Genomic DNA, 22,193 nt, shown 5'->3' on the forward strand with positions numbered 1-22,193 from the left:
GCTAATCCGGGCCAGCCATGGGTGGTTCGGCCGCCACAATCTTGGGCCGATTTCTCGTCCGATTCGACGATGTCGCAGCGCCGGCGGCACTGCACAGTGACTCGTCCATGGAACGAGGAAGAGCTGAACAATGAACCGACTGCAAGACCGCGTAGCCCTGATCACGGGCGCAGGTGCCGGCATTGGCAAAGGCGTGGCACGCCGCTTTGCGGCGGAAGGCGCCAGTCTGTGGCTGGCCGATATCAATGCCGAAACCTGTGCCAGGGCCGCCGCAGAAATCCGCGCCGAATTTGGCGTTCATGTGGGACATGCCGTGGCCGATGTGAGCGAGCATGTCGCCGTGCAGAGCATGGTCGATGCCGCCCTGGCGCAGTTCGGCCACATCGACATCCTCGTCAACAATGCCTGGGGTCGGCGCCCCGGCAGCCAATCCGGCTTTGCCAGGGTCGAAACGCTCGGCGATCTCGATTCCGACTGGGCCTGGCGCATAGGTGCGCAATCGGCGCTCTGGGCCATGCAGGCAGTCTTCCCCGGCATGAAGGAGCGGCGCTGGGGCCGGGTCATCAATATGTGCTCGCTCAACGGCGTCAACGCCCACCCTTATTCGGTGGACTACAACATGGCCAAGGAAGCGCTGCGCACGCTCACCCGCTCTGCCGCGCGCGAATGGGCGGCCTTTGGCATCTGCTGCAACGCCCTGTGTCCCGGCGCGGCCACCGAAGCCTATCAAAGATTTGCGGCGAGCCAGCCCGAGAACGCAGCCGACATGCTGCGCCTGAACCCCATGGGCCATATGGGCGATCCCGAGCAGGACATTGGCGGCGCGGCCCTATTCCTGGCCAGCGAAGACTGCCGCTATGTCACGGGCAATACGCTGTTTGTCGATGGCGGCAGCCATATCAACGGCGTGCCGTGGCTGCCCAGAACGAAGTGATGCATGGCAATGGCACACTCCACGCCTTGTGCTGTTCATGCCCATCGCCACCATGCTTACCGGATTGAATCACCTCACGCTTGCCGTCACGCACCTGCAGCGCAGCGTGGACTTCTACGTGCGCGTGCTGGGGTTTCGTCTACGCGCGCAGTGGGATACGGGTGCCTATCTGGGGCTCGGCGATCTGTGGCTGTGCCTGTCGTCAGACGAACAGCGAAGTCAGGTCCGCACCTCTGGCTACACCCACTACGCATTCACCATTGCTCAGCAAGACTTCGCGCACTTTGTGGAACATGCCAGGTCATGCGGGGCCCGGGAGTGGAAGAGCAACCACAGCGAAGGCGATTCCTTCTACTTTCTGGACCCGGACGGCCACCAGCTCGAAGCCCATGTCGGTTCGCTGGAAAGCCGCCTGGCGCAATGCCGCCTGCGGCCCTATGCGGGCATGCGGTTTTTCGACTGAGCCAATGAGCAGGCAACGGAGGCAATACTCAGGCAAGACCAGGTGCAAAAGCCTGTTTGACACAGCAGCGCTCCAAGGAGCGCTGCCAGTCGATACCGGGGTGCACGCCTTGCTGCGCCACACTAGGCAGCCAGCCGCTCCTCTTCCATCACCACCACATTGCCGACCGTCGCGCCATAGTGCGTTGCCACGCGCTTGCGCTGCTTGAGCACGGCCCTGTCCTTGCTGACCAGCAAGGCCTTGTGCTGGCTGGCCAGATCGAGGAAATGCTGGTCGTCGGGATCGGTGCAGGTAAAGCGGATCTTGGGGGCAACGGACACATATTCGACGGCTGCATCAAAAGCGGCCATCACGCCCTCGGGCGTCTTGCCGTAGTAGCTGACGCGCGGCGCAATCTGGCTGTAGTGCAGCACGCGACCCAGCTCGATGCGCTGGGCTTCATCGGCAATCCAGCGCACCTCGCCACGGGCGACCAGCTCGCGGATGGCGGGAATATCCGGATCGTCAAAAATCAGCATGTCCAGCACCACATTGGTGTCCAGAATCATGGGACGCGGCAAAGGGCCGTCGTAGCCGGCATTGCAGGCCGGCCAGCGCAGGGGAGCGATCTTCATTGAGGCCGGCCTTCCGGCTTGCCGTTCTGAGCAGCATCGTCCGCGGGCTTGCGTGGCTTGACCGCGCCCTTGACCATGTCGAAGCGGAACAGACGGCACTCGATAGGGCCGTTCCACATGGGCGTGCGGCGCGACTCCTTGAGGCGCATCTTGCTGGGCAGCTTGAGGTCGGGCGTCAGCATCCAGGCACTCCAGCCGCTGTAGTTCTTCTTCCAATGGCTGGCCAGCTGGTTGAAGAATTCGCCGCCGTCCTCGGTCTGCGCGGTTTCACGGCCTGCGCGTTCGACCTGGCCCATGCGCTCGGCCGCATTGCGGCCTGCGCTGCCGGCGGCCGCGATGCGCTCGCCATAGGGCGGGTTCAGCAGCATCATGCCGGGCTGCTCGCTGGGCGGCATGCGCTGCAAGGCATCGCCGCCGCGCAGGCTGACGGTATCGGACACACCCGCGCGCTCGGCATTGCGCTGGGCAAAGTCCACCATGCGGAAGGCGATGTCAGAGCCGTAAATGCCCACCGGCGATTCGGGCAGGATCTGGCTCTCTGCCTCATCCAGCATGGCTTCCCAGACATGACGCTGAAAGGGCACGAGCTTCTCGAACGCAAAGCGACGCAGAATGCCGGCTGGAATCTTGCGCGCGATCTGCGCGGCCTCGATCACCAGGGTACCGCTGCCGCAGCAGGGGTCGTACAGCGGCTGGGGATTGTCGCCATGCGGGTTCCAGCCCGAGGCAGCAATCATGGCCGCGGCCAGGGTTTCCTTGAGCGGGGCATCGCCCTTGTCCTCGCGCCAGCCGCGCTTGAACAGCGCCTCGCCCGAGGTGTCGATATAGATGGTGGCGCCGTCGGTCGTCAAGTGCAGGTGCACGCGCACATCGGGGTGATGGGTCTCGACGCTGGGGCGCACGCCGTTGCGCTTGGCGCGAAAACGGTCGGCGATCGCGTCCTTGACCTTGAGCGCCGCGAAGTTCAGGCTGGTCAGCGGGCTGTGCTGGGCCGTGACTTCGATCTTGAAGGTTTCCTTGGGTGTGAACCAGATCTCCCAGGCCACCTCGCTGGCGGCACGGTACAGATCGTTCTCGCTGCGGTACATGGTGTGCGACAGCTCGATCAGCACGCGCTGCGCCAGACGGCTGTGCAGGTTGAGCAGCATGGCATCGCGCCACATGCCGCGCAGCATGACGCCGCCCCGGCCCACGAGCAGATCCTGCCCGCTGGCGCCGGTGATGGCGTGGACCTCGTCGGCCAGAAAGCCCTCGACGCCGGCGGCGCAGGGCAGAAACAAATGCAGTTGGTTCATAGAAATCAGTGCGCGCCAGCAACGGCGCAGACGCCGGACGCTCACGGGAGCCTGTTGTGCGCTTTACAGGGCATAAGCATACGCGCTAGGCCTTTTCCGGTGCCCGCGCACGACAAGCGTTGCTCTACAGATGCATGCCGGGCACCAGGCATGATGCCAGGCCAAGGAGCAATGACGACATGGAAGAAATCAGCTGGAACGACTTTATGAAGGTGGAGTTGCGCGTGGGCCGCGTGCTGCAGGCCGAGGTCTTTGCCGAGGCCCGCAAGCCCGCCTACAAGCTGCTGGTGGACCTGGGTCCCGAGCTGGGCCAGCGCAAGTCCAGCGCGCAGATCACCGAGCATTACCAACCCGAGGAGCTGATAGGACGGCTGGTGTTGGCCGTGATCAACTTTCCCAAGAAGCAGATTGGGCCCTTGATGAGCGAATGTCTTGTGACCGGTTTTCACGATGCCACGGGAGCCGTGGCCCTGTGCGTGCCCGACAAGGAGGTGCCGCTGGGCACGCGCCTGCTGTAATCGGCGTGTTCAGAGGCAAAATGGCCGCCAGCCATTCTCCCGCCTACGGATACTGCTATGAATATCAGCTTCAACCCGCTGGTGCGCGTGCGCACCGTCACCGCCTTTGTCAATCTGAGCGCCGATGAGGCACAGTGGCAGGCCGACCTGACCCAGGCCAAACAGCAATGCGATGCCGTGGCCGATGCCATCGAGGCCCGGGGCTATCAGGTGCAGTCCATCCGCATCGTGAGCAACCCGTTTGGCGAATATCTGGATGTCTCCAGCGCAGACAGCGCCCAAGCCGGCCTGCAGCGCATTGCCGAAACGCTCAAGGCCATCAACACCGGCAAACGCCGCATCCGCTTTGCCGTGGGCGAGGCGCGCAATGCGCAGGAAGTGGCCCTGCTGCCGCAGCTGATTGCCGCCTATGGCGACCTGTGCAACGCCTGCGTAAACATCGATCTGGATGAACATGGCTTTCTGCAGACCGGCTTGCTGGCCCATAGCGTGCAGGCGATTCAGCAGATCGCGCGCACCACGCCGCGCGGCGAAGGCAACTTCAACTTCACGGTCAACTTCAACTGCGCGCCCGGCATTCCCTATTTCCCGGCCAGCTACCACCGCGGCCAGCACCACGGCGCCCTGGTGCTGGGCCTGGAAACGCCAGACCTCATGGTGGCTGAACTGCAGGAGCTGCAGCAGCAGCGCCTGCAGCTCGATCACGCGGCGTGGTTCAGGCTCGCATTCGAGCGCCTGAGCCAGACCCTGAACGAGCATGCCACTGCCATCCAGCGCTGCGCCGACGGCGTGAAACTGGCCGAGGGCTGGCATATCGCGGGCATGGACACCTCGGCCGCGCCGTCCAAGTCCTGCGCCTCCATGGTCGATGTCTACCAACTGCTGGGCGTGCCCTGTTTCGGCGCCAGCGGCACGGTGGAAGCCTCGGCCCTGCTGACCCGCGTCTTCAAATCGGTCAACGGCGTGACGCAGATCGGCTTCAGCGGCCTGATGCTGGCCGTGACCGAGGACCAAGGCCTGGCCCAGGCCAGTCTGAATGACGAATTCGATATCCGCGCCCTGCTGACCTACAGCAGCGTCTGCGGCATCGGCCTCGATACCGTGCCTGTGCCGGGCGATAGCAGCGCCGAGCAGATCGCCGCCGTCATGCGCGATACGGGCACCATGGCTTTTCGCCTCAACAAGCCGCTGACGGTGCGGCTGTTCCCCGTGCCGGGCCTCAAAGCGGGCGACACAACGGCGTTCGAGAGCGCGGATCTGTGCAACTGCGCCGTACTGGCTCTGCCTTGAACATCTAACAAGCGGGCTGCTGCGCTTGGCCGTCAAGCGCCGGCAGCTATTGCTTTTGATATTCCCCTACCCCGGTTCTGTTTGACCTGCCCCCATGGTGGCCGCCGGGGTGCCCCCGGTAAAATTGGCCCTTATGGCAAAAATAATCGTTCTGGCACTGGTGCTGCTTTTCTTTGGCTGCGGGCTGTACATGCATCTGCGCGGCAAGGTGCGCCACAAGGTGGTCAAGCAATTGTTTGACCACTCCACGTTCACAGCGCCGTTCAACGTCTTCATGCTGATGTTCAGCAAGGTGCCGCGCACGCCCTATCTGCCCACCAGCACCTTCCCCGAGCTGGCGCCGCTGCAGGCCAACTGGCGTGAAATCCGCGAGGAAGCCGTCAATCTGCAAAAGAACATGCAGATCAAGGCCGCCGCCAACAACGACGACGCAGGCTTCAACTCCTTCTTCAAGACCGGCTGGAAGCGCTTCTACCTCAAGTGGTACGGCGATGCCCACCCTTCGGCCATGGAGCTGTGCCCCAAGACCACGGCCCTGGTGAAGTCGATTCCCAGCGTCAAGGCCGCCATGTTTGCCGAACTGCCGCCCGGCGCCAAGCTCAATCTGCACCGCGACCCCTATGCGGGCTCGCTGCGCTATCACCTGGCCGTGCTGGCCCCCAACGACGACCGCTGCATGATCGAGGTCGACGGCAAGCCCTATAGCTGGCGCGAAGGCGAAGGCGTGATCTTCGACGAAACCTATATGCACTGGGCCGAGAACCGCTCGGAAGGCAACCGCATCGTGCTGTTTTGCGATGTGGAGCGCCCCATGACCAATGGCTTTGCCCAGTGGCTCAATCACTGGCTGGGCAAGAACGTGGTGGCCGCCGCCAGCTCGCCCAACAACGAGGGCGACCCGCGCGGCATGATCAGCAAGCTGTTCAAGATCTCGTTCTATGCCGGCAAGTACCGCCGCGCCTTCCGCGACTGGAATCCGACCTTCTACAAGATCCTCAAGTTCGGACTGATGATCGGCGTGCTGGTCTGGTTTATCTGGTGGTTGGTTTCTTGATAACCCCCTGAGGCGCTACGCGCCTTCCCCTGGCCGGGCGCCCCCAAGGGGGACGGCAGCATCGCCGCAAGGGTGGCTCTTGCTCGCGGCGGCCCCTTACTTGAAGAATGCCTTATCAAGGCTGCCGCCCTAAATACAGAACAAGAAAGCCGCTGTGCGATGCATCAGCGGCTTTCTTGTTTCTGCGGTGCCCTACAGCGCCTTGCGCAGCGTGGTCGTCGGTATCTTGAGCTGCTCGCGGTACTTGGCGACGGTGCGGCGCGCGCACTCGATGCCCTGCTCCTTGAGCATGTCGGCCAGCTTGGCGTCCGACAGCGGCTTCTTGGCATCTTCGGCATCGACAAACTGCTTGATCAGCGCACGCACGGCCGTGCTGGAGGCACTGCCGCCGGTTTCCGTGCCCAGGCCCGAGCCGAAGAAATACTTGAGCTCGAACGTGCCCTGGGGCGTGGCCATGTACTTGGCGGTGGTCACGCGGCTGATGGTGGACTCGTGTAGGCCCAGCGTATCGGCAATATCGCGCAGCACCAGCGGGCGCATGGCCAGCTCGCCATGCACAAAGAAGTTCTTCTGCCGCTCCACGATGGCTTCGGAGACGCGCAAGATGGTGTCGAAGCGCTGCTGGATGTTCTTGATGAACCAGCGCGCCTCCTGCAGCTGCTGCTGCAGCGCCGCATGACCGTCGCTGTTCTTGTGGCGACGCAGCACGCCGGCATAGATGTCGTGCACGCGCAGACGCGGCATGACCTCGGGGTTGAGCTGCACGGAAAAGTCCGCCCGCCCCGAGCCGGCCCGCACCGGGCGCACGATGACATCGGGGATCACGATATGGCGCTCCACGTCGACAAAGCGGCGCCCCGGACGCGGCTCCAGCCTGGCGATAAGGGCCATGGCTTCGCGCAGTTGCTCCTCGCGTGCGCCGCACAGGCTGGTGAGCTTGCGCAGATCGCGCCGCGCCAGCAGGTCCATGGGCTGCGCGCAGATGGCCTGCGCCAGCAGCAGCCGGTTCATATGCGCCTCGGTCGTGCCCTCGTCCTCGGCGGTGCGGATCAGGTCGCGCAGCTGCAGCTGCAGGCACTCGGCCAGATCACGCGCTCCCACGCCCACGGGCTCCAGGCTTTGAAGCAGCTTCAGAGCAATGACAAAGTGCTGCTCCAGCTCCTCGCGCTCTTCCAGGTCGTCGCCGGCCAGGCTCTGCGCCAGCTCCTGCAGGGAATCCTCGAGATAGCCGTCGTCGCTGAGCGACTCGATGAGAAAGCGCAGCGCCGCCATGTCCGCCGCGCCCAGATGCAGGCTCAGCGCCTGACGATGGAGAAAGTCGGTCAGGCTCTGGTGCTCGCGCGCCAGATCGATGGCATCGGTTTCGTCATCGCCATCGCGGTTGCGCGTGGAGCTGCTGGCCGAGGGCGTATCCCACTCGCTACTGGATTCGCCACCCCATTCCCCGTCCTGGCCGTCCAGGCCCTCGGCCTCCCAGTTCAGCGTTTCAGGGGTTTCGGGGTTTGATGCCTCCGCTACCGTTTCAGTAGCTTGTTGCGCTTGCGATGCATCTCTTTCAGCATGAATACCATCTGAAGTACTATATTCACTGGCGCTATTAGCTACATCTACAGGAGCATCTCCCGCAGTTTCGGCCTCATCGCCCGCACGTTCCAGAAAAGGGTTGTCGACCAGCATCTGCTCGACTTCCTGCGCCAGCTCCAGGGTGGAAAGCTGCAGCAGCTGAATGGATTGCTGCAGCTGCGGCGTAAGCGATAAATGCTGCGAAACGCGTAGCGAGAGACCTGGCTTCATCGAGGCGCGGCCCCCAGACAATCATTGCAAACGCGCGCAGTGCTACGGGTTTGCCGCCGGGCCACCTCAAGGCAAACCTCGGCGCAGCCGGTCAGGGCCCCTTCTGGGGGCAGCGACCGCACAAAGTGAGGGAGCGTGGGGGTCATCACATCCTGAAATGTTCGCCCAGATAGACGCGGCGCACATCGGCGTTCTCCACGATCTCCTCGGGCGTGCCTTCGGCCAGCACATGGCCGTCGCTGATGATGAAGGCGTGGTCGCAGATGCCCAGCGTCTCGCGCACGTTGTGGTCGGTGATCAGCACGCCGATGCCGCGCTCCTTGAGGAAGCCGATGATGCGCTGGATCTCGATCACCGCGATCGGGTCGATGCCGGCAAAAGGCTCGTCAAGCAAAATGAAGCGCGGTTGCGTGGCCAGGGCGCGGGCAATTTCCACGCGACGGCGCTCACCGCCTGACAGCGCCAGCGCCGGCGACTGGCGCAGATGCTCGACGCGCAGCTCCTGCAGCAGGCCCGTGAGGCGCTTTTCGATCTCGTCGCGCGTCAGCGCCTTGCCCTGCTCGTCCTTTTGCAGCTCCAGCACGGCGCGCACATTGTCTTCCACGCTGAGCTTGCGAAAGATGGAGGCTTCCTGGGGCAGATAGGACAGGCCCAGGCGCGAACGCTGGTGAATCGGCATGCCGCCCACCGGCTGGCCGTCGATGAAGATCTCGCCGCCGTCGCTGCGCACCAGGCCCACGATCATGTAGAACGATGTGGTCTTGCCCGCTCCATTAGGGCCGAGCAGACCGACGACCTCGCCTTTTTGCACGGACAGGGACACATCCTTGACCACCTTGCGGCTGCCGTAGGACTTGGCCAGATGTTTGGCCTCCAGGCGGCTGTCGGACTCGCCGCTGCGGCTGCTGGAGAAAGTCGGCTCGCTCATTTCTTCTCGTCGGCTTTCTCGCCGCCCAGCGTCATGCTCTGGCGCAGCTGCGTGGCAGGTGTTGCAGGCTTGGGCTGTGCCCCCGGCGTTCCGTCCTTGGGCGCCATGATGGCGCGCACACGGCCGCCCTGTCCCACGGAGGAGCTCGGCAGGCCGCCGCTGGTCTTCTGGCCATCGACGGTATAGACGTCGGTGATGTTGTTGTAGACGATGATGGAGCCCGTGACCTGATCGCTGAGCTGACCGCCACGGTAGCGGCGCATCTCGCCACGACGGATGAACTTGACGATATCGGCCTTGCCGTCGTACTCGATGACTTCGCCTTCGCCCTCGATGAACTCCTCGGGCTGACCGGCCACGGTATCGCGCTTCTGGCGGAAGAACGCTCGCTTGCCGGCCTCGGCCTTGATCACACCGTACTGATAGCCCTCGGCGTCCTGCCGCACATCGAGCTGAGCACCGCGCAGCACGATGGAGCCCTTGGTCATCACCACATTGCCAGTAAAGACACTGGTCTGCTGCAGCTCGTCATGACGCAACGCATCCGCCTCGATATTCATGGGCTTGGCGCTGTCGGCTTTTTCGGCATGGACAATGCCGGTCGCTGCTGCCAGGGCGCAGGCCAGCGCAAGAGGTAGGAGTGTTTTTTTCATGGAAGGCACGTTTCTTGCATCCATTGTAGTCATTCCCTTTTTGCAACTTGCGTAAAAAACACCCACAAAAAAGCCCGCACGGCGGCGGGCTTGTTGGACGTCAAACGTCACTGGCGTCTGCTGCCTGATCTCAGGCCTTGCGGCTGGAGGCGACCAGCGCATTGACCACGCGCAGCACATTCTCCATATTGCCGGCCTTGGTGCCGTCCGTGTAGTAGCGGCCGGCCACACCCATGGCGGGCACGCCTTCCACGTCATATTCGTTTTGCAGCTGAGCGGCCTTGCGCGCCTGATTGGCCACGGTAAAGGAGTTGTAGACCTCCTTGAACTTGGCCAGATCCACGCTCTGCTTGCCGACCCAGTCAAAGATGGCGTCATCGGTCTTGAGCAGATTGCGATCCACGTGGATGGTGCGGAACACCTTGGCGTGCAGCTGGGGCAGCAGGTTCATGCCCTCCAGGGCGTAGTACAGCTTTTGCTGTGGCACGAAAGAGGCATTGAAAGCCACGGGCACGCGGCGCACCACCACATCGGCAGGCTGGCTCTTTGCCCAGGCTTCGAACTGGGGCTCGAAGGCATTGCAATGCGGGCAGCTGTACCAGAAAAACTCGACCACCTCGACCTTGCCGGCCGGCGCGCTCACGCTGGCGGGCTTGCCGAGCTTGATGTAGTCCTTGCCTTCCTTGGGCGCAGCGCCCTGGGCCCAGCTGGAGGAGGCACCCAGAGTCAGGGCACCGGCAGCAGCTGCCGAGGCAGCCAGAGAGAATTCGCGACGTTTCATCTAAACAAACTCCTGTATCAGGTCTGCAGTATCAGAGCCAACAGGCCCAAAAAAGTTCAGCGTTGTCAAAACTACCAATGGCACAAGCCAGAGGCCTCAAGCAAGGGCCGCCCCGCAGCTAAGCTGCAGTCCCCCGGCGCGCAGCGCCTCAAGGGGCCTTGTTATCTGGCCGCGCGCACCAGAGTCGAGTCCACGCCCGCACCGTCGAGCTTGCCCTTGAGCTGCTCGGCGTCGTCACGCTTGCTGAACGGCCCCACGCGCACGCGGAAAACGGTGATGCCGTTCTGCTCACGCTCGCTGATGCGCGACTCCCAGCCCAGCATGGCCAGCTTGGCACGCTGCGCTTCCGCTTCGCTCTGGCCGCGGAAAGCACCGGCCTGCACAAAGTAGTTGAACGCAGAGTCCGAAGAGGATGCCGTCTGCGCGGCCGCCTTTTCCTTGTCTGCACGCGCCTTGTCTGCCTTGTCGGCTGCTGCGGAGCGCTCCTTGACCAGATCACCCAGCGGATCACCCGATGCGGACTTGGCAGGCTTCTCCGGCGTAGAGGGCGGCGGCGTGGTGACTCCGCCGGTTGCAGTAGGTTGTACCGCAGGTGTGGGCGGCGACACCGTCACGTCGCTCGGAGGAACTGGTGGTGTCACCGGGGGCGGTGCAGGCTGGCGGCTCTGCAGCGGTGCGTTGGGGTCCCAGTTCTTGTTGCGCTCGGCCTCGGCCGCATCGCGCTGAGTGTTGTTTCCACCCTTGTTGAGGAAGGGCACCGGCACCTTGGTCACATAGATGGCCACGGCCAGGGCCGCAGCCAGACCGATGACCATGCCAAAGATAAGCCCCAGGATGGTTCCACCGCGTTGCTGGTTCTTCATATCAGTCGCTTAACGCTTTCTGCTTCAGTTATTCCATTCTCAGATCCATCGACCCCTGACAGGCAAGGCCGGCAAGGCGACCGATGGACAGAAAACTGGGATTACATGCGCTCGGGTGCGCTCACACCCAGCACCGCCAGACCATTGTGCAACACCTGGGCCGTGGCAGCGACCAGGGCCAGACGTGCGAGCTTGACCTTTTCGTCGTCCACCAGAATGCGCTCTGCGTCGTAGTAGCTGTGATAGCTGGAGGCCAGATCGCGCAGGTAGAAGGTCACGTCGTGCGGTGCGTTGCCTTCGGCAGCAGCGGTCAGCATCTCGGGGTACTTGGCCAGCAGCAGCATCAGCGCCTGGGCCTGCGGGCCTTCCAGAGCGGACAGGTCCACATCCTTGAGTGCCGCCAGGCCTGCACCGCCGGCCTCCTGCCAGGCGCGCAGCACGGACTGGATGCGCGCATGGGCATACTGCACGTAGTACACGGGGTTGTCGTTGTTCTGGGCCACGGCCAGATCCACGTCGAAGGTGTACTCGGTGTCGGGCTTGCGCGAAAGCAGGAAGAAGCGCACGGCATCCTTGCTGGTCCACTCGATCAGATCGCGCAGCGTGACGTAGGAGCCGGCGCGCTTGCTGATCTTGACCTCTTCGCCGTTGCGCACCACGCGCACCATGGTGTGCAGCACGTAGTCGGGGTAGCCCTCGGGGATGCCTACATCGGCAGCCTGCAGGCCGGCGCGCACGCGGGCAATGGTGCCGTGGTGGTCCGTACCCTGAATGTTCACCACCTTGGTGAAGCCACGCTTGAACTTCTGGATGTGATAGGCCACATCGGGCACAAAGTAGGTGTAGCCGCCGTCAGTCTTGCGCATCACGCGGTCTTTGTCGTCGCCGTAGTCGGTGGACCTGAGCCACAGCGCGCCGTCCTGCTCATAGGTCTTGCCGTTGGCGATCAGGCGGTTGACCGTCGCTTCGACATGACCGTTTTCATAGAGGCTGGACTCGAGGTAGTACTCGTCGAACTTGAGGTTGAAGGCCTGCAGGTCCTTGTCCTGCTCGTTGCGCAGATAGGCCACGGCGAACTGGCGGATGTTGTCGTAATCCTCGACATCGCCGTTGGCGGTGAACTCGCGGTCATCGGCCTTGATGGTTTCCTTGGCCAGGAAAGCCTTGGCGATGTCGGCAATGTAGTCGCCGTTGTAGAAATTCTTGGCCAGCGGGTTTTCGCTGTCGGTGGGCCAGCATTCGTCACCAGGCTTGAAGCCCTTGGCGCGCAGCTGGGTGCTCTTGGTCAGGGTGTCGATCTGCACGCCCGCGTCGTTGTAATAGAACTCGCGGTGAACCTTCCAGCCCTGGGTGGAATAGAGGTTGCTGATGGCGTCGCCGATCGCAGCCTGGCGGCCATGGCCCACATGCAGAGGGCCGGTGGGGTTGGCGGAGACGAACTCGACGAGGATGTTTTCACCGCGATCGGCCTGGTAGCCGAACTTCTGGGCTTGCGCCAGCACTTCGCGCACTACCTCCTGCTTGGCAGCAGGCTTGAGGCGGATGTTGAGAAAGCCCGGACCCGCGATTTCAATCGCATCCACCCACTGCTGGAAGGCGGCTGTAGCCTCCAGCGCGGTCTTGAGCTGCTCGCCCAGGGCGCGCGGGTTGGCCTTCAGAGGCTTGGCCAGCTGCATGGCCGCCGTGCAGGCGAAATCGCCATGGGCTGCCACTTTGGGGTTTTCAAACGCAGCGCGTGCGCCGGCGCCGGGCGAGAGTGTTTCGAGCTCAGCAGCCAGGGCTGCGAGCAATTCCTGTTTGACGGAGAGCATCGCGGGATTTTACGTGCCGGATTCAAGTCCTGCCGAATCGCTGGCGCCACACCCTTGTTCCTGGGCCGGTTCACAGGCTGCAGGGCAGTATCCGCATGTTTCGCCGGCCACACCCAGTCATTGCGCAAATGGAAGTCATTCTCGCTTGAACCCCGAATGCAGGCCATGCCCACGTTCAGCGGCGAGCTCAGCCGCGGCTGGAACCTGTTTGCCGGCTACAACCTTCAACCGCAACACCTGCGAGCGCGACATCAACCACCAGGATCTGGCTGTGATGCTGACGCTGCGCGGCACGTTCTGAATGCCGCAGACGTGAAAAAGGCCGCTTTGCAGCGGCCTTTGTCTTTTGCGGGGTCTGGGGGCAGATTACATGCCGCGCGCCCAGAAGATGGCGACCACGGCGATCACCGGCACCACATGGCCCTGCCACATCACCCATTTGCGGGTCTGCTTGATTTCCTCGGGCGCCGGCAGCTGACCGCTCGCATCCAGCGCCTTCTTCCAGCGGCGGAAGGTCAGCGTGGGCTTGAGCGAGAGCAAAAAGGCGATGACGAACAGCGTCATCTTGAGATGGAACAGCGGCGAGGCCGTATAGGCTCCCATGCCCTTGACGCCCCAGAGCAGGCGCGCAATACCGGTCAGCAGCAGGATGACGGCGGCAATGCCGTAAATCATGTCCAGCCTGGCCAGGCGCTGCACCACGGCGGCATTCATCCATTCCATACGGCACAGGGCGGCCTGGCTGGTCAGAAACACCACCAGGGTCAGGATCGCCAGCAGATGTGCGCTGGCAAGAACAGCTTCAAAGGTCATGGCTTCACAGTAGAAAAAAGGACGGGTTCAGCGGCCTGTATCAGGCCACGGCGACCGGTTCATTGTCTACCGTTTCAGGCCCGCTCAGATATCCACGCCAAGACGAAAGAAGTCCGGCTGGTTGTAGTGGTGCTTGAGGTAGTCGATCCACATGCGCACGCGCAGCGGCATGTGCTTGCGCTGGGGGAAGACCACGAAGATGCCGTTGGGAGGCGCGGCAAACTCTTCCAGCACGGGCACGAGGCGACCGGCGGCGATCTCGGCCTCCACCTCCCAGGTGCTGCGCCAGGCAATGCCCCAGCCCCCCAGGCACCAGTCGTGCAGCACCTGACCATCGGAGCAGTCCAGCGGGCCGCCCGGCTTGAAGTGCACGACCTCGCTGGTGCCGCTTTCGGGATGCGGGATGCGGAAGGCCCAGCCCCGCGTCTGCGAGGCGTCGGACGACAGCGTCAGACAGTCATGCTGGGTCAGTTCGCTGGGGTGCTTGGGCGTGCCACGGCGCTCCAGATAGCCGGGCGTGGCCACGCACAGGCGGCGGTTGTCGGCGATGCGCACGCTGACCAGGGCCGAGTCCGGCAGATCGCCCACGCGCACCGCGCAATCGAAGCCCTCGCCCGCCAGATCGACCACGCGGTCGCTGAGGTTCAGCGAGATGGTGACATCGGGGTGCAGGTCGCGAAAACGCGGCACCAGCGGCGCCACATGGCGGCGGCCGAAACCGGCAGGCGCCGTGATGCGCAGATGGCCTGTGGCCTTGACGCCGCCGGCCGACACGCTGGCCTCGGCATTGCACACATCGGAGAGCAGGCGCTGGCAATCTTCCAGGAAGGCGCTGCCTTCGTGGGTCAGCGAGATGCGGCGCGTGGTGCGCACCATGAGCTTGACGCCCAGATGCTCTTCCAGAGCGTCCAGACGGCGCCCCATGATGGCGGGCGCCACACCTTCGGCCTTGGCTGCAGCCGTCAAGCTGCCCCTGGTCGCTACCGATACAAAAGACTCAAATGCCTTGAGTTTGTCCATGACCGCTGCTCCTGTCTGGTCCGTGTTGTCTCCTGCTGCGGTAGCGTGCACTACTAATACAAGAGCACATACCGCACAAGCAGTCTTGATTTCTCAAATGTTTTTATCGAAAGTTTTTTAAACAAGAGCGCTGACTGCTATCACTATAAAAGTCATCAATCAGCGCTGCATGCCTGTCCCGCATGCGACTTCATTGCGATATATCTTACTTAGAAGTCACAAGTTGTCGGTGAATCTTTGATGTTTATATATGTTTATATCAAAATTTACCGTTTTCCCTGAGGCAGGAATATCGCTTATTCGCCAGCGCCATGAGCTGTTGGGCAGAGCCAGGCGTTAAACCTATGATTTGCAAAACACATTTACAAATCCGCTGCCGCCCGCCGTCATGAGCTTTTCACCCGTTTCTGCCGCCCATCTGGCCGATCTGCTGGGCCGCTCCGGCCAGGGCTGTGCACTCTGGAATGCCGAAGGGCTGCTGCTCATGGCCACTCCCGCCTGGTGCCAATGGCTGGATGTGCCCGAGGACGCCAGCCCCATCGGCCAGCCACTGCAGGGTCTGCTGCCTGCCCAGATCTGGCAAGTCCACGGCCCGCGCTTTACGGCCGCCGCCCGGGGCTTGCACCAGGAATATGACGACATACGGCCCGGTGACTCCGGTTCGCAGCACCACCGCCGCATACAGCTCACGCCTGGTGCAGCCGATGCCCAGGGCCGGCACGAGGTGCTGATGCAGCTCAGCGACATAGGACGTGAATATGCGCGTGGCGAAGTCATTGCACGCCAGCGCGAGCAGCTGCAGGCCTTGCACGAGCAACTGCGCAGCAGCCGCCAGAACGCGGGCGAGCTCGGCAGGTTGCGTACCCTGCTGGACTGGCGCACGGCCATGCTGAGCGAACACAACGAGATGCTGCAGCTGCTCTCCCATGAGATCCGCCAGCCGCTGAACAATGCCTCGGCTGCCATGCAGGCCACGCTCAAGGCCATCGAAGATCTGCATCTGGCCGATGCCGCACCCGCCGCCAGGGCCTTGCTGCGCGCCGAGCATGTGCTGCAGCAGGTGATAGGCACACTGGACAACACCCTGACCGCCGGCACGATTTTGGCCGCGGGCGGCAAGGCCGGCGCCTCCAGCGAAACCGATCTGCCGACCTTGATCAAGCTGGTGCTGCACGATATTGCGGCCGACCTGCGCCCGCGCATCGATGTGCAATGGCTGACCACGGCACGCACCGTACAGCTGCATCCGGCGCTGATGCGGCTGACGCTTCGCAATTTGCTCAACAACGCCCTGGCCTATGCGCCCGCAGATACCCCGGTGCAGCTGCGCATCTCCGAGTCCGACGAACCGCTGGCACTGATTCTGGAAGTCGTGGACCAGGGCCCCGGCATTTCCGAGGAGCTGCTCCCGCGTCTGTTCGAAAAAGGCTCGCGCGGCAACCACAGCCACGGCCGCCCGGGCGCCGGCCTGGGCCTGTTCATCGTGCGCTCGGTCTTGCAGTTGCACCAAGGTACAGTACAAGCTCTGCCGCACAGCCCGCATGGCACGATCATGCGCCTGGTCATTCCCCAAGGTCTTGCCGAATGAGGTCCGCCGCCCATGCTGCCTGCCACTCTTGCCCTGGTCGACGACGACACCGAGTACTGCGAATTTCTGGCCCAGCATCTGCGCGGCCAGGGCGTGGAGGTCACGGCATACAGCGACAGCAGCGACCTGCTGACCGACGACGCACCCTATCGATTTGATTTCTATGTGCTGGACCTGATGCTGCCCGGGGTGGCTGGCACCGAGCTGCTGCGCATCATCCGCAAGCGCAGCCAGGCCGGCGTGCTGATTGTCTCGGGGCGCCTGGGGCCCGAAGTGTTTGCCGAAGTCATCAACGCCGGTGCAGATATGTATCTGACCAAGCCCGTGACCTTCGAGCAGGTGGAACTGGCCGTTCGCGCCGTGCACCGGCGCATCATGACCACGGCCCGGACGGCCACGGCCTGGAAGCTGGACAGCCGCCGCAGTCTGCTGACCGCCCCCGATGGCCAGAGCGTGGAGCTGGGCGCCACCGACCTGATATTGATGGAGTGCTTTTTGCAGGCCCAGGGCGAAACCGTCAGCCGCGACCATATCCGCAGCCTGCTGACCCATACCAGCGCAGCCGAGTCCGACAACAACCTGCACGCCACCATCTACCGCCTGCGCCGCCGCATCGAAAAGGCGACGCCCGTGGCCGTGCCGCTGCAGTCCCAGCAGAAAGTGGGCTACCAGTTCCGCGCCCCCTTGATCGCGGCCTGATCAATTCGGCGCGAAAAACAAGAACGGGCCTCCAGGCCCGTTGCGCGTCTTCAGACCGGCTGAATCACATGACGAACTTGGACTCCACATCCGAGACCTTGCGCCTGGCCAGGGCCAGGTTGGCACGGCCGTTGTCCAGCACGTAGTAGATGAAGATGCCGTTGATCTTCTCGGCAGGGCGCAGGATGTGATACTGCTTGCCCAGGGTGATCAGAATGTCTTCGATGCTGTCGTTCAGACCCAGGGACTTCATGGTCTTCATCTTGGCGCGCACCACTTCGGTATTGCCTGCGGCAGCCAGCTCCAGGTCCACGCCGGAACCTATGCTGCCCAACAGCATGCCGCTGTTGTAATCCACCACTGCCGCGCACATGGCGCCATCCAGGGTCATCAGATCTTGCAGGCTTTCGTTCAGATTCGCCATCAGGAGCTCCTTGGTAAAGATTGGCTGGCCGATATCGGAAGATGCTCAATTTGTTTCAAGATTAACAAATCATTTCTGAGCACGGATATCGACTTATGACAGACAAAGCCTTGTCATTTGATTGCATGCACTTACTTCAGGAACAAAGATTAGACACGTGAAAACACCGTCCAATCTGCCGCCAGCTCAGGCCTGGCAAGCGATTGAAGCTATTGCTTCGGGAGAAACCTCGCGCCGCCTCCTTCAGGCTCTGCCATCTATTGCTGAGCCCGTCACCGCCGCAGCCGCCGCGCATACCGGTCAGAACTGACGAACTCTGGCGCCTTTGGTACGTAAAACGCATAAATTCCAGGAACTCCATATAAAAACATCATGAGTTCTGAACTATTTAGGCTATTTATGTACTCAAAAAATTCAAATACAGTCTCCACACATGCTGCCCGTGATGGGCAACGACTCCTGAATCCCGAGACATCACAACCAGAGGTTTCCAATGACTGATCGCACCCAAGTCCACGGCCTGCAAGTCGCCACCGAGCTGTACAACTTTGTGAACACGCAAGTGCTGCCTGGCACGGGCGTGGACCAGGACACCTACTGGAAGGGCTTCGACGCCATCGTGGCCGATCTGGCGCCCAAGAACGCAGCCCTGCTGGCCGAGCGCGATCGCCTGCAGACGCAGCTCGATACCTGGCACAAGGCCAACCCCGGCCCCATCGCCGACATGGCGGCTTACCGCCAGTTTCTGACCAGCATCGGCTATCTGGTGGAGTCTCCCAAGGACGCCAAGGCCACGACCGAAAACGTCGACGCCGAACTGGCCATTCAGGCCGGCCCCCAGCTGGTGGTGCCCATTCTGAACGCCCGCTACGCGCTGAACGCCGCCAACGCCCGCTGGGGCTCGCTGTACGACGCGCTGTATGGCACGGACGCCATCAGCGAAGAAGGCGGCGCCGAGAAGGGCAAGGGCTACAACCCCGTGCGCGGCGCCAAGGTCATCGCATTCGCACGCAACTTCCTCGATCAGGCCGTGCCCCTGGCCTCGGGCTCGCACAAGGACTCCACCGGCTACGCCGTCGAAGGCGGCAAGCTGGTCGTGTCCCTGAAGGACGGCAGCAAGACCAGCCTGAAGGACGAAGCCAAGTTCATCGGCTACCAGGGCGATGCTGCGGCTCCCAAATCGGTGCTGCTCAAGAACAACGGCATCCACATCGACATCATCATCAACAAGTCCACCCCCATCGGCAGCACTGACGCCGCCGGCGTGGCCGACGTGGTGGTCGAGGCCGCTCTGTCCACCATTCTGGATCTGGAAGACTCCGTGGCCGCTGTGGATGCCGAAGACAAGGTCAACGGCTATGCCAACTGGCTGGGCATTCTGAAGGGCACGCTGACCGAGTCCTTTGAAAAGGGCGGCAAGATCGTGACCCGTGGTCTGAACCCCGACCGCGAATACACCGGCGCCGACGGCAAGCCCGTGAAGCTGCACGGCCGCTCGCTGATGTTCGTGCGCAACGTGGGCCATCTGATGACCAACCCCGCCGTGCTGTGGGGCCCCGAGCAGAAGGAAATCCCCGAAGGCATCATGGACGCGCTGGTGACTACCGCCATCGCCATTCACGACCTGAAGGGCGGCGCCAACGGCATCCGCAATAGCCGCACAGGCAGCGTCTACATCGTCAAGCCCAAGATGCACGGCCCCGCCGAAGCCGCCTTCGCGAACGAACTGTTCGGCCGCGTTGAAAAGGTTCTGGGCCTGCCCGAGAACACCGTCAAGCTCGGCATCATGGACGAAGAGCGTCGCACTTCGGTCAACCTGAAGGCCGCTATCGCTGCTGCACCCGCACGCGTGGCCTTCATCAACACCGGCTTCCTGGACCGCACCGGCGATGAAATGCACACCGCCATGTATGCCGGCCCCATGGTCCGCAAGGCCGACATGAAGACCTGCGCCTGGCTGCCCGCCTATGAAAAGAACAACGTGCTAGTCGGCCTGAACATGGGCCTGCGCGGCCGCGCCCAGATCGGCAAGGGCATGTGGGCCATGCCCGACCTGATGAAGGCCATGCTGGAGCAGAAGATTGCCCAGCCCAAGGCCGGTGCCAACACCGCCTGGGTGCCCTCGCCCACCGGCGCCACCCTGCACGCCCTGCACTATCACCAGATCAATGTGGCCGACGTGCAAAAGGGTCTGGAAAGCCCCAACGCCGACGCCGAGTGCGACGAGCTGCTGAACGCCATCCTGCAAGTGCCCGTATCCACCAACCCCAACTGGAGCGATGCGGAAAAGCAGCAGGAAGTGGACAACAACGTGCAAGGCATCCTCGGCTATGTGGTGCGCTGGATCGACCAGGGCGTGGGCTGCTCCAAGGTACCCGACATCCACAATGTGGGCCTGATGGAAGACCGCGCCACACTGCGCATCTCCAGCCAGCACATCGCCAACTGGCTGCAGCACGGCATCGTCACCGAAGCCATGGTGCGCGACAGCTATGCCCGCATGGCCAAGATCGTGGACGAGCAAAACGCCGGCGACGCCGCCTACAAGAGCCTGGTGGCCAATCCCGATGGCGCGGCCTATCAGGCGGCTCTGGACCTGGTGTTCAAGGGCAAGGAACAGCCTTCCGGCTACACCGAGCCTCTGCTGCACGCCTGGCGCCTGAAGGTCAAGGCCGGCGCCTGATTGCCGGGCAAGGCCGCTCCTGAACAAGGAGTGGCTCCCGCTTGATACCAATGGATTTGAAAGACATTTCTATCCGAATCCATTGATTCAATTGCGCAATCCGCTATCAAAATGCACTCCATGTCAGTACATCGAGTGCATTTTTCTTAACCTCAGTCCTCGCGATGCCGGATGGCTTCTACACTGCGGCCATGCCCATCGATCCTCTCGTAGACGCCAGCCGCTGCCCTCTGTGCGGCCAGCCCAACCAGTGCGCCATCAGCGCCGGCCTGCCGCCTCAGAGCTGCTGGTGCATGCAGACCCCGGTTTCCCGGGACGCGCTGGAGCGACTGCCCGCAGACGCACGCGGCAAGGCCTGCATCTGCCCCGCCTGTGCGCGGCCGGTCGCCGACGATTCCACCCCTGCCTGATCCTGCGCTCACCGCCTTGCAGCTCGGGCATTCAACATCAGCAAGGAGACCTTGATGCCCACCTATCGCATTGAACTGTTTGAAGGCCGCAGCGTTGAACAAAAGCGCAAGCTGGCCGAAGAAATCACCCGCGTGACCACCGAGGTGCTGGGCAGTGCCCCCGAGTCCGTGGACATCATCATCACCGACGTGCCGCGCCACAACTGGGCCACCGGCGGCAAGCTCTGGTCGGAGCAAAGCTGACCGACCCGCACGCGGCCGAGGTCGTCCTGGGACGGCTCTTGGCCAGCCCGGCCTTATGATGGGCCTCTTTTCCCAACCCCAAGCCAGCAAGGAAACCTGCACATGCCCACCTACCATGTCGAAATGATGGAAGGCCGTACCGTCGAACAAAAGCGCAAGCTGGTCGAAGAAATCACCCGCGTCAGCGTTGAAGTGCTGGGCGGCTCGCCCGAATCGGTGGACATCATCATCACCGACATCAAGCGTCACGACTGGGCCACGGGCGGCAAGCTCTGGCTGGACCGCGAATAGGCCATCGCCGCCCTCTTGCGCAAAGCAGCTTAGGCTGCTTTTTTCATGCCGGCTGGGCAGCGGTTGACGATCTCTGCCATACAGCACCATCATTGACGAGATCATCCATAGATTCTTGGGCTATAAAGCTTTTTTGCTTGAAAGATATGACGAAGCCATGTGCCAGCTGCTTGGAATGAACTGCAACACGCCTACCGATGTGCGCTTTAGCTTCTCAGGCTTCACGCAGCGCGCAGGCAACACCGGCGACCACACCGACGGCTGGGGCATCGCCTTCTTCGAAGACAAGGGCCTGCGCCACTTCGTCGATCACGAACGCGCCGTCGACTCCCAGATCGCCAAGCTCATCCGCGAATACCCGATCAAGAGCACCAACGTCATCGCCCATATCCGCAAGGCCACCCAAGGCGTGGTCAGCCTGCAGAACTGCCATCCCTTTGTGCGCGAGCTCTGGGGACGCAACTGGGTCTTCGCGCACAACGGCGATCTCAAGAACTTTGCCCCCAAGCTGCACGCCCACTTCCAGCCCATTGGCAACACGGACAGCGAGCAGGCCTTCTGCTGGATCATGCAGGAGCTGTGGAAGTCCCATGCGGGCGTGCCCAGCATCGAAGAGCTGACCCACACCCTGCGCGAGCTGGCCGCCAAGATCGCACCGCACGGCACGTTCAACTTCCTGCTCTCCAACGGCGAAGCGCTCTGGGCCCATGCCACGACCCACCTCTGCTACATCGAGCGTAGACATCCCTTCACCCAGGCACAGCTGTCCGACGAGGATCTCAGCGTGGACTTCTCCCGCGAAACCACCCCCCAGGACAAGGTGGCCATCATCGTCACCGCCCCTCTGACACAGAACGAGCAGTGGACCCCCTTCCAGAACGGCGAGCTGCGCGTGTTTGTGCATGGTCAGGCGGCGCCTTATTGAAGTGCGCCAGGCCGGCTTGAGAAATAAAAAGAGAGCGCCTAGCGCTCTCTTTTTATGGGTTTTCGGTATTTTTGCAGCTGAAATGCTTTAACACCCTGT

At 62.6% G+C, this 22,193-nt stretch carries 23 protein-coding genes; 12 read left to right on the forward strand and 11 right to left on the reverse strand.

The genetic code is table 11. From position 1 onward, the window contains the following. Positions 1–130 precede the first annotated feature (130 nt). Positions 131–934, forward strand: coding sequence for an SDR family oxidoreductase (locus AAIL66_RS22035; protein ID WP_343497754.1), 804 nt, complete (start codon positions 131–133; stop codon positions 932–934). Positions 935–986: 52 nt separating this feature from the next. Next, on the forward strand, positions 987–1,397 hold the full coding sequence (gene fos, locus AAIL66_RS22040; protein ID WP_343497759.1) for a fosfomycin resistance glutathione transferase: 411 nt from the start codon (positions 987–989) through the stop codon (positions 1,395–1,397). Between the two features lie 122 nt (positions 1,398–1,519). Here fos and AAIL66_RS22045 read toward each other — a convergent pair whose 3' ends face one another. Both AAIL66_RS22045 and AAIL66_RS22050 read right to left on the reverse strand, forming a co-directional pair. Then, positions 1,520–2,011 carry a putative toxin-antitoxin system toxin component, PIN family gene (locus AAIL66_RS22045; protein WP_343497755.1) on the reverse strand — a complete coding sequence of 164 codons (492 nt, stop codon included), beginning with the start codon at positions 2,009–2,011 and terminating at the stop codon, positions 1,520–1,522. Beyond that, a complete protein-coding gene (locus AAIL66_RS22050; RefSeq protein ID WP_034404654.1) occupies positions 2,008–3,306 on the reverse strand; it encodes a THUMP domain-containing protein in 1,299 nt (432 codons plus the stop codon). Before AAIL66_RS22050 ends, AAIL66_RS22045 begins: the two co-directional genes overlap by 4 nt. Before the next feature lie 179 nt (positions 3,307–3,485). On the opposite strand from AAIL66_RS22050, the gene AAIL66_RS22055 reads away from it, so the two are divergent. From AAIL66_RS22055 to AAIL66_RS22065, 3 genes are all read left to right on the forward strand, one after another. Continuing rightward, entirely contained in the window at positions 3,486–3,824 is a 339-nt protein-coding gene (locus tag AAIL66_RS22055) for a tRNA-binding protein (protein ID WP_343497756.1), read from the forward strand. 57 nt (positions 3,825–3,881) lie between these two features. Next, a complete protein-coding gene (locus tag AAIL66_RS22060) occupies positions 3,882–5,114 on the forward strand; it encodes a DUF711 family protein (protein WP_034355228.1) in 1,233 nt (410 codons plus the stop codon). A 133-nt stretch (positions 5,115–5,247) separates the two neighbouring features. Further along, the gene (locus AAIL66_RS22065) at positions 5,248–6,168 is read left to right on the forward strand and encodes an aspartyl/asparaginyl beta-hydroxylase domain-containing protein (RefSeq protein WP_343497757.1); all 921 of its coding nucleotides are present in this window, start codon (positions 5,248–5,250) and stop codon (positions 6,166–6,168) included. A gap of 192 nt (positions 6,169–6,360) precedes the next feature. Here AAIL66_RS22065 and AAIL66_RS22070 read toward each other — a convergent pair whose 3' ends face one another. From AAIL66_RS22070 to AAIL66_RS22105, 8 genes are all read right to left on the reverse strand, one after another. Beyond that, positions 6,361–7,962: an RNA polymerase factor sigma-54 gene (locus AAIL66_RS22070; protein ID WP_343497758.1), complete on the reverse strand. Its 1,602-nt coding sequence runs from the start codon at positions 7,960–7,962 to the stop codon at positions 6,361–6,363. Between the two features lie 145 nt (positions 7,963–8,107). Further along, entirely contained in the window at positions 8,108–8,890 is a 783-nt protein-coding gene (gene lptB / locus AAIL66_RS22075) for an LPS export ABC transporter ATP-binding protein (protein ID WP_034355232.1), read from the reverse strand. Then, positions 8,887–9,543: a lipopolysaccharide transport periplasmic protein LptA gene (gene lptA, locus AAIL66_RS22080; protein ID WP_003068194.1), complete on the reverse strand. Its 657-nt coding sequence runs from the start codon at positions 9,541–9,543 to the stop codon at positions 8,887–8,889. The genes lptB and lptA overlap by 4 nt, the downstream gene beginning before the upstream one ends. A 130-nt stretch (positions 9,544–9,673) precedes the next feature. Further along, a complete protein-coding gene (locus AAIL66_RS22085; RefSeq protein ID WP_034377393.1) occupies positions 9,674–10,324 on the reverse strand; it encodes a thiol:disulfide interchange protein DsbA/DsbL in 651 nt (216 codons plus the stop codon). A 161-nt stretch (positions 10,325–10,485) separates the two neighbouring features. Further along, entirely contained in the window at positions 10,486–11,187 is a 702-nt protein-coding gene (locus AAIL66_RS22090; protein WP_045838845.1) for an SPOR domain-containing protein, read from the reverse strand. Between the two features lie 101 nt (positions 11,188–11,288). Next, positions 11,289–12,998 (reverse strand): arginine--tRNA ligase, encoded by a 1,710-nt coding sequence (gene argS / locus AAIL66_RS22095; RefSeq protein WP_003068188.1) that lies wholly within the window; start codon positions 12,996–12,998, stop codon positions 11,289–11,291. Positions 12,999–13,364: 366 nt separating this feature from the next. Continuing rightward, positions 13,365–13,811 carry a DUF2214 family protein gene (locus AAIL66_RS22100; RefSeq protein WP_034355242.1) on the reverse strand — a complete coding sequence of 149 codons (447 nt, stop codon included), beginning with the start codon at positions 13,809–13,811 and terminating at the stop codon, positions 13,365–13,367. Between the two features lie 84 nt (positions 13,812–13,895). Further along, entirely contained in the window at positions 13,896–14,831 is a 936-nt protein-coding gene (locus tag AAIL66_RS22105; RefSeq protein ID WP_034355246.1) for a LysR family transcriptional regulator, read from the reverse strand. Between the two features lie 388 nt (positions 14,832–15,219). Between AAIL66_RS22105 and AAIL66_RS22110 the strand changes: the two genes are divergently transcribed. After that, positions 15,220–16,419 (forward strand): sensor histidine kinase, encoded by a 1,200-nt coding sequence (locus tag AAIL66_RS22110; protein WP_034355248.1) that lies wholly within the window; start codon positions 15,220–15,222, stop codon positions 16,417–16,419. Positions 16,420–16,431: 12 nt separating this feature from the next. Beyond that, a complete protein-coding gene (locus AAIL66_RS22115; protein ID WP_034355251.1) occupies positions 16,432–17,118 on the forward strand; it encodes a response regulator transcription factor in 687 nt (228 codons plus the stop codon). Between the two features lie 64 nt (positions 17,119–17,182). Here the strand turns inward: AAIL66_RS22115 and AAIL66_RS22120 are convergent, their stop codons facing one another. Further along, on the reverse strand, positions 17,183–17,542 hold the full coding sequence (locus AAIL66_RS22120) for a hypothetical protein (protein WP_003068180.1): 360 nt from the start codon (positions 17,540–17,542) through the stop codon (positions 17,183–17,185). A 493-nt stretch (positions 17,543–18,035) separates the two neighbouring features. On the opposite strand from AAIL66_RS22120, the gene AAIL66_RS22125 reads away from it, so the two are divergent. The 5 genes from AAIL66_RS22125 (at position 18,036) to AAIL66_RS22145 (ending at position 22,094) form a co-directional block, all read left to right on the forward strand. Continuing rightward, entirely contained in the window at positions 18,036–20,225 is a 2,190-nt protein-coding gene (locus tag AAIL66_RS22125) for a malate synthase G (protein WP_034355254.1), read from the forward strand. 164 nt (positions 20,226–20,389) lie between these two features. Next, entirely contained in the window at positions 20,390–20,635 is a 246-nt protein-coding gene (locus AAIL66_RS22130) for a cysteine-rich CWC family protein (protein ID WP_152668563.1), read from the forward strand. A gap of 54 nt (positions 20,636–20,689) precedes the next feature. Next, on the forward strand, positions 20,690–20,878 hold the full coding sequence (locus tag AAIL66_RS22135) for a 4-oxalocrotonate tautomerase (protein WP_003060526.1): 189 nt from the start codon (positions 20,690–20,692) through the stop codon (positions 20,876–20,878). Positions 20,879–20,980: 102 nt separating this feature from the next. After that, complete coding sequence (locus tag AAIL66_RS22140) at positions 20,981–21,169, forward strand: 4-oxalocrotonate tautomerase (protein WP_003060524.1); 189 nt, start codon at positions 20,981–20,983, stop codon at positions 21,167–21,169. Positions 21,170–21,326: 157 nt separating this feature from the next. Continuing rightward, positions 21,327–22,094: a class II glutamine amidotransferase gene (locus AAIL66_RS22145; protein WP_034355257.1), complete on the forward strand. Its 768-nt coding sequence runs from the start codon at positions 21,327–21,329 to the stop codon at positions 22,092–22,094. Positions 22,095–22,193: the final 99 nt, after the last annotated feature.

The sequence above is a fragment of the Comamonas sp. F1-6 genome (genome assembly GCF_039581415.1).
Classification (GTDB): domain Bacteria; phylum Pseudomonadota; class Gammaproteobacteria; order Burkholderiales; family Burkholderiaceae_C; genus Comamonas; species Comamonas thiooxydans.